Here is a 9,479-nt window from a genome sequence, read left to right as displayed (position 1 = left end):
CAGCCGCCGCCGCATCCTCACCGGCTGGCTGACCGGGCTGGCCGGACCGGCGCAGGTGACCTGGACGCTGGTGACCTTCGACCCGGCTATCGGTATGGCCAACATCGTGCTGGCCATGCTGGCGGTCGCTGTCGTCGCCGCGTTGCTGGGCGGCATGCTGCCGGCACTGGCCTCGGCATCGTTCGGCTCGTTGCTGCTGAACTACTACTTCACCCCGCCCCTCCGTACGTTCACCATCGACGAACCCCACAACATCGTCTCCATCATCGTCTTCTTCGCCATCGCCGCCAGTGTCGCCTCGGTCGTCCACCTCGCCGCCCGCCGCACCTCCCAGGCCGCCCGGCTGCGCGCCGAGTCCGAGATCCTCTCGCTGTTGGCCAGCAGCGTGCTGCGTGGCGAGGCATCGCTCGAGTCGCTGCTGAAGCGGGTACGGGAGACATTCGCCATGGAGTCGGCCGCACTCTACGAGCGCGAGCCGGCTGAGAACCGGTGGGTCTGCGCGTGCCGGGTGGGCACCATCACCGGGCAACTGGACAGCCCGGAGTATGCCGACGCCGATATGCCCGTCGGCGACTCCATGGCCCTCGCTCTCACTGGTCGTAAGCTGCCCGCCGACGACCGGCGGGTCCTCGGTGCTTTCGCGGCACAGGCAGCATCGCTGCTGGACCGGCAGCGGCTCTCGGCGCAGGCGCTGGAGGCCCGCAAGCTGGCCGAGGGCAACCGCATCCGCACCGCCTTGCTCGCCGCCGTCAGCCACGACCTTCGTACCCCGCTCGCGGCCATCAAGGCCGCCGTCACCTCGCTCCGCGCCCCCGACATGGCCTGGTCCGAGGAGGACGAGGCCGAGCTACTCGCGGCCATTGAGGAGAGCACGGACCGGCTTGGCGCCCTCGTCGGCAACCTCCTCGACATGTCCCGGCTGCAAACAGGCACCGTCACCCCTCTCATGCGCGAGGTCGACCTCGACGAGGTAGTGCCCAGGTCCCTTGCGGGGGTCGCGAGGAGCGACGTGGCGCTGTATATCCCCGAGTCGCTGCCGATGGTGCGCGTCGATGCGGGGCTGCTGGAGCGCTTGGTCGCGAACGTCGTGGAGAACGCGGCCAAGTACACGCCGCCGGATCGGCCCGTGACCATTCGGGCGAGCACGCTCAGTGGCCGGGTCGAACTGCGCGTCGTCGACCGCGGCCCCGGCGTCCCCGACAGCGAGAAGGACCGCATCTTCGAGCCGTTCCAGCGGTACGGCGACGCACCGCGCGAGGCGGGTGTGGGCCTGGGCCTGGCCGTGGCCCGCGGCTTCGCCGAGGCCATCGACGGCACCCTTACCGCGGAGGACACGCCGGGCGGCGGACTGACCATGGTCCTCACCCTCCGCGCAGCACCGGGACACAAGCCCGTACCGGCCGAGCTGCCTGATCAGGCCACCGCGTGACGCACGACGAGCAGGCCGGGTTGCGCTGCACAGTTGCGGCCGGTCGCACCTGCCCCCAGCACCCGGTCAACGAGCGGGGCCCGGACTACCGGTCCGAGCCGTCGGCACCGACCGCAGACTGGGGCCGCGGGAGAACACCGACGAGGTAGCGCACGTTGTTGCGTGCCACCTGGACCCCGGCCGTCCAGGCCGGAGCCGGACCGGCATCCAGACCACTTGAACTGGTCGAGGGGGCGGCCCCGGTCCCGTACATCGGGGCACACCAGGCCAGACAGGCCTGGGCCAGCAGCGGCGCCACGCGGGCGGGTGCTCGGGCACCGGCGGTCGGCGCGTGCTGTGAGGGGCGAACGGCCCGCCGACACGTTCGGTGGCCACCGCGGTGTGGCTGTGGGCGACGGTGGTCTTCGCCAACCTCGCCGAGACAGTCGCCGAGGAACGGGGCGCGCGCATGCGGCCACGCTGCGGGAGGCCAACGAGGGGACGGTCGCGCGACGGATGCGTCACGCACGCCGAAGCCGCCCACGGCCGCTGGCTACCCCGCCGCACCCGCACGCCCGAAGACCCGCCGGGCCCAACGGCCGGGGCAGCCACCTTCGTCAGTCGTCACTCCGCCACGTACGTACAGCGGGTCCACACAAAGACCCGCAGTTCACGATCGCCTACACGGGTCGTCTCGGAACTGGCCTCGAAGTGCTCATAGCGATTGCCGCGCAGCACACGGACCTTGGCCACGTCCGGATCCGGTAGGTAGCGAAGCCGCTCATCGTCGTCTATCGCCGAGGGCGAGCCGCCCTTGAGGAATACATTGGGAGCGTCGTTGTCGTCCATGATCATCCTATCTCTTGAACGGGCATCTCGGCACCTTTTGGACCAGCCACCCCTCCTCCTGCCGGTTCCGGCCTTGGGCTTGTTCCCGGGGCAGGAACAGGTTGGTGGCCTCACCGATTTCCGAAGCCCGGAACCCAGGGCCTGCGCGCGTCAGGACTTCCCCAACTGGTCGCGAATGAAGGCGAACATCTCTTCGTCGCTCGCCTCCTCCAGTTGCTCGGCCGCCGACTTCCCGTCGTCCACGGCCACATGACCGCCCTTCCACACGTCCAGCAGTTCCTGGAGCCGGGAGGCGACCTCCCTGTCCCGTACTCCCGCCTCGGCCGCGCGTGAGATGACGGTCCCGAAGCGGTCCAGTTCCCGCTGCACGACGGTGAGGTCCACCGCCTCCTCCGCGAACAGCTCGCCGAGGAGCCGCTCGACCAGGGCGCTGGCGTTGGGGTGATCGAAGACGAGCGTGGCCGGCAACTTCAGGCCGGTGGCCGCACTGAGTCGGGTGCGAAGCTCCATGCCCGTCAGCGAGTTGAACCCGAGATCACGGAACGACCTGCCCTCGTCCGGGGTCGACGAAGCGTCGTGCGAGAGGACTGCCGCCACATTGGTGTTGACCAGGTCGAGCAGGGCCTGCCGGCGCGCGGTCTCGCTCAATCCCACCAGCCGATCGCGCAGGGCTGCCGCGGTCCCCGCGTCGGGCTCCTCCCCGGCGGCTGCCTCCATCACGCGTCGCGCCTCGGGAAGGTGGTCGAGGAAAGCGCTGCGACGCACCGACGTGAAGGCGGGCACGAATCGGTCCCAGTCGACCTCGGCTACCGCCAGGCACGCGTCGTCGCAATCGATCACATGCCCGAGAACAGTGAGTGCCGTGGTCGGTTCCAAGGCGGGCAGCCCCTGGCGCTTCAGCGACTCGATTGTCCCGGCTACCCGTGCCGCGTCCCCCTCATCCCGAGCATTCTCGTCGCGGAAGAAATCCCAGACGGCCCAGGCGACCGAGGTCCCGGCCAGCCCGCGCGCCCGGCGCCGCAACGCCAGCGCGTCGAGAGAGGCATTGGCGACGGCATAGGCCGCATGGTCTCGGCTGCCCCAGAACGCCGAAACGGAGGAGAACAGCACGAACGCATCAAGCTGGCTATCGCCGAAAATATCGTCGAGATTCCAAGCGCCCGGCACCTTGGCACGACCGTTGGCGTCGATGTCCTCGACTCCGATCCCATCAAGTTCGCCGAGTTCGAGCTCCGTGGCGGTGTGGATCACCGTGCGGATCTCGGGACCTCGCCGCTCAGTCTCGGCGATCAGGTCTGCCAATGCCTGCCGGTCGGCAACGTCGCAGGAGGCCACTGTCACTGTGGCTCCACCGTCGGTCAACGCGGCCTGCAGGGCCACGGCGCCCGGAGCTTCCAGCCCTTCGGCACTGACCAGCAGCAGATCCCGGGCTCCTTCGTCGACGAGCCAGCGAGCTACGCGAGCGCCGAAGGGGTCGGTACCACCGGTGACCAGCACGGTGCCGCGCGGGCTCCACCTGTCCCGTCCAGGTCGGGACACACCTGGGCGGGCGCGCTCCACCCGCCGGCCCCACACACCATCGCCCCGCATTGCCAGCTGGTCCTCACCAGGATCGGCCAGTAGTGCGGTCGCCTTCTCCCACGCTGCGTCGTTCATCGCTTCCGGTAGGTCGATCAAACCGCCCCACAGTCGGGGGTACTCCAGCGCCGCCACCCGGCCCAGAGCCCATAGCTGAGCTTGCGCGGCGGACGGCGGCGGGTCCTCCTCCCCCGTGGTCACCGCGCCATGCGTCAGGGACCACACGGGACCGTCGACATCTGCGTCAGCAAGGGCCTGCACCAGGACCATCGTGCTCACCAGGCCGAGAGAGACATGCGCCACCTGGGGATGCGGCCGTTCGTCGAATCCGAGCATCGACACGACGCCTGCTACCGAGCCCTCCGCCGCGGCCACCAGTCGCTGACCCCAGTCGGTGCGTTCCGGGGGGCGAGCAGTGTCCCATTCGAGTCGGACTACACGGGCACCACTCAGCCGAAGCGCCCGTTCACAGGCCGCCACCTGTGCATCGTCGACTCCGGTTGACGCGTCGACCGGCGGCGTCACCACCAGCCAGGTGCCGGTTACGTTCGCCCGGCGGTCGGCCAGGCGAACCCAGGTTTCGCGGTAACAACGGGACTCCAGCAGCGAGCCTTCGCGCCGAAGCCGCCGCCAAGCCGACAGCGATGGCATCACTTCGGCCAGCGACGAACGGTCTACGTCAGCAGCGGCGTGGAGTTCCGCGGCGAGCGAGTCGAGGTCCCCTTCTTCCACGGCCCGCCAGAAGTCCCCCGCCGCAGTATCCTCGGCTACTGCCTGGGCACCGAGCGAGCCGCGGTAGTCAACGGGTTCCAGCCAGTACCGCTTGTGCTGGAAGGCGTAGGTGGGCAGTTCCACCTGCTGGCGGGGAGCGCCGGCGAAGACACATGCCCAGTCCACCGGCAGCCCAATGGCGTGGGCTCGCGCAACGCTGATGAGGAATCGCGCGGCACCACCCTCGTCCCGTCGCAGCGTATCCACTACTGCTGGCACCGCGTCGTCCGCCATGCCGCCGCACGTCTCCACCGTGTCCTCAACGCCCGCCAGCAGCACGGGGTGAGGGCTGACCTCGATGAACACCCTCGTGTCCGCCTGTGCCAGTGCCTCGATCACCGGGGCGAACCGCACCGGCTCACGCAGATTCCGCACCCAATACCCGGCGTCCAACGTCGCGGTATCGGTCACCTCTCCGGTCACCGTGGAGTGGAACGATATGCGCGAGGACACCGGACTGATACCGGACAGGGCCTGGAGCAGCTCCTCGCGGATCTCCTCGACCTGCGGACCATGCGAGGCGTAGTCGACGTCGATACGCCGCGCCCACACCCCGTCCGACTCACACCGCGCCAGCAACTCCTCCACCGCCGCACCCTCACCCGACACCACCGTCGACGCCGGCCCGTTGACCGCCGCCACCACAACCCGGCCCTCCCACGACCCGACCAGAGCCGCAGCCTCCACCTCACCCAACGCGACCTGCGCCATCGCACCCCCGCCCGACAACGCGACCAACGCCTTCGACCGCAACGCCACCACACGCGCCGCATCCTCCAACGACAACCCACCCGCGATATGCGCAGCCGCTATCTCCCCCTGGGAGTGGCCCACCACCACATCCGGCACGACACCGACCGACTCCCACAACCGGGCCAGACCCACCATCACCGCAAACAACACCGGCTGCACCACATCCACCCGACGCAGCGACTCCTCACCCCCCTCCCGCAACACCTCACCCAACGACCACTCCACATACGGCGACAACGCCTCCTCACACGCCGCCACCGCCCCCGCAAACACCTCACTGTCTTCCAACAGCTCCCGCGCCATCCCCACCCACTGCGAACCTTGACCCGGAAACACCATCACCGTTCGGTCTCCGGAACGGGCGTAGCCGCGCAGCGCATGGGGAAGTTCCTCGCCTCTGACCAGCGCGTCGAGAGCGTCGAGCATCCCGTCCCGGTCACGGGCGAGGACCAAGCCGCGGTGTTCGTGACGAGCTCTGGTAGTCAGCAGCGACCACCCGATCTCCGTGACGTCGGAGGCCGAATCGGCCTCGGCGAAGTCGCGTAGCCGCCTTGCCTGCACGGCCAGCGCCGCCGCACTGCGCGCCGACACCACCCAGGGCACGAGCCCACCGGCAGCCACCAAACCCGGCTCGGCCTCGGTGTCTTCGTGAGCGTCGAATCCGCCCTCGTTGGCAGCCGGCCCGTCCACCTCAGTCCGGCCCGGGTACGCCGGCGGCTCTGCCACGATCACGTGCACGTTGGTGCCGCTCATGCCGAACGACGAGACGCCAGCCCCGCGAGGCCGACCGTTGGCCTTCCATTCCACCGGCTCGGTGAGTAGTTGTACCGCCCCCGCCGACCAGTCGATGTACGGCGACGGTTCGTCCACGTGCAGTGTTTTCGGCATCACACCGTGCTGGATCGCCATCACCGTCTTGATGACTCCCGCTACGCCGGCCGCGGCGGCTGCATGCCCGATGTTCGACTTCACGGAACCCAGCCACAACGGCCGGCCGTCCTCACGTTCCTGGCCGTACGTGGCCAGTAGCGCCTGCGCCTCGATCGGGTCGCCCAGCGTGGTGCCGGTACCGTGGGCCTCGACCATGTCCACATCGGCCGCCGTCAGGCCCGCGCTGGCCAGTGCCTGCCGGATGACCCGCTGCTGCGACGGGCCGTTGGGGGCGGTCAGCCCGTTGGATGCGCCGTCCTGGTTAACCGCGCTGCCGCGGACCACAGCGAGTACCCGGTGCCCGTTGCGTACGGCGTCGGACAGGCGTTCCAACGCAAGAACTCCCACTCCCTCTGCCCAGCCGGTGCCGTCGGCCTGAGCCGAGAACGCCTTGCACCGGCCATCGACCGCCAAGCCCCGCTGCCGACTGAACTCGATGAAACCGGCCGCGCTCGGCATGACCATGACGCCACCGGCCAGAGCCAGCGAGCACTCGCCGCGGCGCAGCGACTGCGCGGCCAGGTGCAGGGCCACCAACGAAGAGGAGCAGGCCGTGTCGATGGTGACCGCCGGCCCTTCCAGCCCGAGGGAATAGGCGATCCGCCCGGAGACCACACCCCCTGCCGTTCCCGCCAGCGCATGGCCTTCGGTCTCCTCCGCGCCTACGCCGTACCCGGACGGGGAAGCGCCGACGAACACTCCCGTCTGGCTGCCCGCAAGACCCGACGGATCGATGCGGGACCGTTCGAGGGCCTCCCAGGCGGTTTCCAGCAGCAGCCGCTGCTGGGGATCCATCGCCAGAGCCTCGCGCGGGCTGATGCCGAAGAAGTCCGCGTCGAACTCGCCCACGTCCCGGAGGAAACCGCCGTGACGGGTGTAGCTGGTGCCCTGGCGATCCGGATCTGGATCGTAGAGCGCCGCAAGATCCCAGCCCCGGTCGGTCGGAAAGCCCGAGACCGCGTCCCCGCCCCGGAGGACCAGTTGCCACAGGTCTTCCGGTGAGGCTACGCCTCCTGGGTAGCGACACGCCATTCCGATGATCGCGACCGGGTCGTCGGTCGGAACCGCCGCTGACGAGGGCGCTCGGTGCTCTCCCGCGGGGCGTCGTTCGCCCGAGACCTGGTCCATGAGGTAGCGAGCGAGCGCGTGTGGCGTCGGGTGATCGAACGCAATGGTGGCGGGCAGGGGCAGGCCGGTGACTGTGCCGAGCCTGGTCCGCAGATCCATCGCGGTCAGCGAGTCGAAGCCCAAGTCCTTGAAGGCCCGGTGCGACGCGACGGCCTCGCGGCCGGTGTGACCGAGCACGGCAGCTGCTTCGTTGCGCACCAGGGTGAGCACATGCCGGTTCGCCTCGGCGTCCGACAGTTCGGCTACCTGCCGTCCGAGACGCGTCCCTGCTTCAGAGCCCGCGTCACCGGCCGCATCCGCGGCCTGTGCGGCGATGAGCGCACGAACATCCGGAAGGTCGTTCATCAGCGCGCTTGGGCCGGCGAGCGTGAAGAGGGAGTGAAAACGCTCCCAGTCGACGTCGGCCACGCCCACGTACGTCTCGTCATGGCTGAGCGCCTGCCGGAGCCCTGCAAGGGCCGGCTCGGGCGCCAACGCGGTGAGTCCCTGGCCACTCAGCCGCCGCTTCACGTCCTCAGGCGTCGCCATACCACCCTCGGCCCACGGACCCCACGCTATCGAGGTCGCGGTCAGCCCGCGCGCACGCCGGGAGAGTGCGAGCGCGTCCAGGGAGGCGTTGGCGGCGGCATAGGCCGCTTGACCGCCGCTTCCCCACATGCCGGCAACCGAGGAGAACAGTACGAAGGCGTCAAGCGACAAGCCGGGGGAGTCGGCCGCCTTGCCCGTTTCACTCGGCTGGTTCAGCTCGTTTGCATCGTTCGGCGGATCGGCGAACAGCGCGTCGAGATGCCGCGCACCCGCCACCTTCGCGGACAGCACCTCTGCCACTTCAGCGAGATCTGTCTCCGTCAACGCGGCAGGCCGCCCCGACCCTGCCGTGTGGAATACCGCACGAATCGGCGGGCAAGAGGCACGCGTGAGGGCGACGACCTCTCCGAGCGCCTGGTAATCGGACACGTCACACGCGGCGACGGTGACCTGGGCGCCAAAGGTCTCCAGGTCAGCCACGAGTTCGTGCGCTCCTGGCGCTTCCATACCCTGACGGCTCACCAGCACTAGGTGCTCGGCCCCGGCTTCGGCAGCCCAGCGCGCTACCCGGGAGCCCAAGGCGCCCGTGCCTCCGGTGATCAGAACCGTGTCGCGTGGCATCCACGAGCGCACCGGCTCGGCACTGCCCAACGGGGCGCGCGCCAGCCGCCGCGCCCGCCCGTGCCCGTCGCGGACGGCGACCTGGTCTTCCCTCGGTGCGTCGTCCACCCGCACCTGCCCGGGTGCCAGGGCCGCGACTACACAACGCCAGTCACGCTCGTCCACGCCGTCGGGCAGATCGATCAATCCACCCCAGACGTCGGGGTGTTCCAACGCAGCGACGCGGCCAAGCCCCCATATCTGGGCCTGCGTCATGCTCAGGGAGGGGTCGTTGTCGGCGGTGGCCACCGCGCCCCTGGTCAGGCACCACAACCGCACGCCGTGCGCGCCACTCTCACTGGCGTAGGTGTCGGCCCCGAGGTCGGCCAGGGATTGGACAAGCGTCACCGTGGCCGCGACCCCGTATGAGGGTCCTTCCGGGTGGGGCCGCTCGTCCATGCCCAGCAGCGAGATCACGCCCGTCGGCAGGTCGCCTTCGCCAATCTCGGCGGAGAGCAGCGCGGTCAGAGCCGAACGGTCAGCGACAGCGCTGTCAGGGACACTCAAACGCCGGATCTGCGCACCCGCATCGGCACAGGCTTCCTGGCAGCCCGTGACAAGTTCCTCATCTGCACCTGCGGAGGGTGCCAGCAACAGCCACGTACCCGACAACACCGGAGGGCCGGCTGCCGCAGGCACCGGCGTCCAGGAAATCCGATACCGCCAGCCGTCCACCAGCGAACTCTCGCGCCGGCGGCGACGCCATTCGGACAGCACCGGGACGACGCTGCCCAGCGAGGACTGAATCCGCTCGTCACGCAGCTCCAGGGTTTCAGACAACGACTCCAAGTCCTGGTCTTCGACCGCTCCCCAGAAGGCGTTCTCCACAGAATCAGTCGGTGAGGCCGGCTGGACCAGAGAGGCATCTTCCTGA

Annotated in this window: 3 protein-coding genes; 1 reads left to right on the top strand and 2 read right to left on the bottom strand. The window is 69.4% G+C overall.

Annotated elements, in window-relative coordinates; translation table 11 throughout:
- Positions 1-1,429, top strand: a 1,429-nt coding sequence (locus LG396_RS38500; RefSeq protein WP_225798270.1) for a sensor histidine kinase, incomplete at its 5' end; no start/stop codon positions are given.
- Between the two features lie 603 nt (positions 1,430-2,032).
- On the opposite strand, the gene LG396_RS38495 is transcribed toward LG396_RS38500, so the two are convergent.
- Both LG396_RS38495 and LG396_RS38490 read right to left on the bottom strand, forming a co-directional pair.
- The gene (locus LG396_RS38495) at positions 2,033-2,257 is read right to left on the bottom strand and encodes a DUF5988 family protein (protein WP_225798269.1); all 225 of its coding nucleotides are present in this window, start codon (positions 2,255-2,257) and stop codon (positions 2,033-2,035) included.
- A 150-nt stretch (positions 2,258-2,407) separates the two neighbouring features.
- Positions 2,408-9,433, bottom strand: a complete 7,026-nt coding sequence (locus tag LG396_RS38490) for a type I polyketide synthase (protein ID WP_225798268.1) — start codon at positions 9,431-9,433, stop codon at positions 2,408-2,410.
- Positions 9,434-9,479: the final 46 nt, after the last annotated feature.

The organism is Streptomyces aculeolatus, assembly GCF_020400605.1.
Taxonomy (GTDB): Bacteria; Actinomycetota; Actinomycetes; order Streptomycetales; family Streptomycetaceae; genus Streptomyces; species Streptomyces aculeolatus.
This window is presented reverse-complemented; position numbering and strand designations above follow the sequence as displayed.

What these genes read in the sequence shown, in the direction of transcription:
- LG396_RS38495 (WP_225798269.1), bottom strand. Translation starts at nt 2,257, where the DNA reads ATGGACGACAACGACGCTCCCAATGTATTCCTCAAGGGCGGCTCGCCC.